The 806-nt window shown below is 51.9% G+C and carries 1 protein-coding gene and 1 pseudogene; both read left to right on the plus strand.

Translation table 11 applies throughout. The features are described 5' to 3' along the window. Positions 1 to 181 (plus strand): annotated as a pseudogene (locus tag AC1DUA_RS39450) (hypothetical protein); the annotation flags it as partial. A 1-nt stretch (position 182) separates the two neighbouring features. Then, positions 183 to 806 (plus strand): ABC transporter ATP-binding protein (locus tag AC1DUA_RS39455; RefSeq protein ID WP_477504860.1); only part of this gene is annotated, 624 nt, incomplete at its 3' end.

Here is an 806-nt window from a genome sequence, read left to right on the forward strand (position 1 = left end):
GTTAATAGGTGCGCCTTTTCATATAACGATGCCTGTATTCATGTATAACGCTGCGAATGGATACGAAATGCAAGTCGCTTCAGTGACTTCCGTACTGCTGATGGTGCCGGGCATCGTGCTGCTGTTTTTCCTGCAGCGATTCATGCGTTCAGAATATTTGGCTGCATTCGGGAGGGTTTAAGATGGGCATTACCATACAAGGTTTGAACAAGGGTTACGGGAAAAAGCGGGGGATCACAGATATTAATCTTGTTCTGCCAACAGGTGGGCTGACAGCTATTGTTGGGCCGAGCGGATGTGGAAAAACGACACTCCTCAGGACGCTGGCTGGATTCCTGAGGGCAGATGATGGGCGCATCTTGTTCGGTTCGCGAGATGTGACCGATACTTCTCCGCAGCAGCGGCAAGCAGCGATGGTTTTCCAGCATTATGCCCTCTGGCCGCATATGAGTGTCTTCGACAATGTCGCTTATGGACTTAAGCTGCAAAAGGTTGCTAAACAAGATCGCGAAGCGCGAGTGCGCGCCGTGTTAGAGCGGGTCGAGATTGATGCATCCGACGCATCTTCACGGTACCCGCAACAGTATTCCGGCGGACAGCAGCAGCGGATCGCGCTGGCGAGAGCTCTTGTTGTGCAACCGGAGGTGCTGCTTCTCGATGAGCCGTTATCGAATCTGGATGCCAAGGTCCGGCAGCGGCTTCGGGTCGGCATTCGCAGCATCCAGCAATCTTTTGGCATTACAGCTGTATATGTAACTCACGATCAAGAAGAGGCGTTATCGATGGCTGATTACATTATCTTGATG

Source organism: Paenibacillus sp. 01T422 (assembly GCF_056398785.1).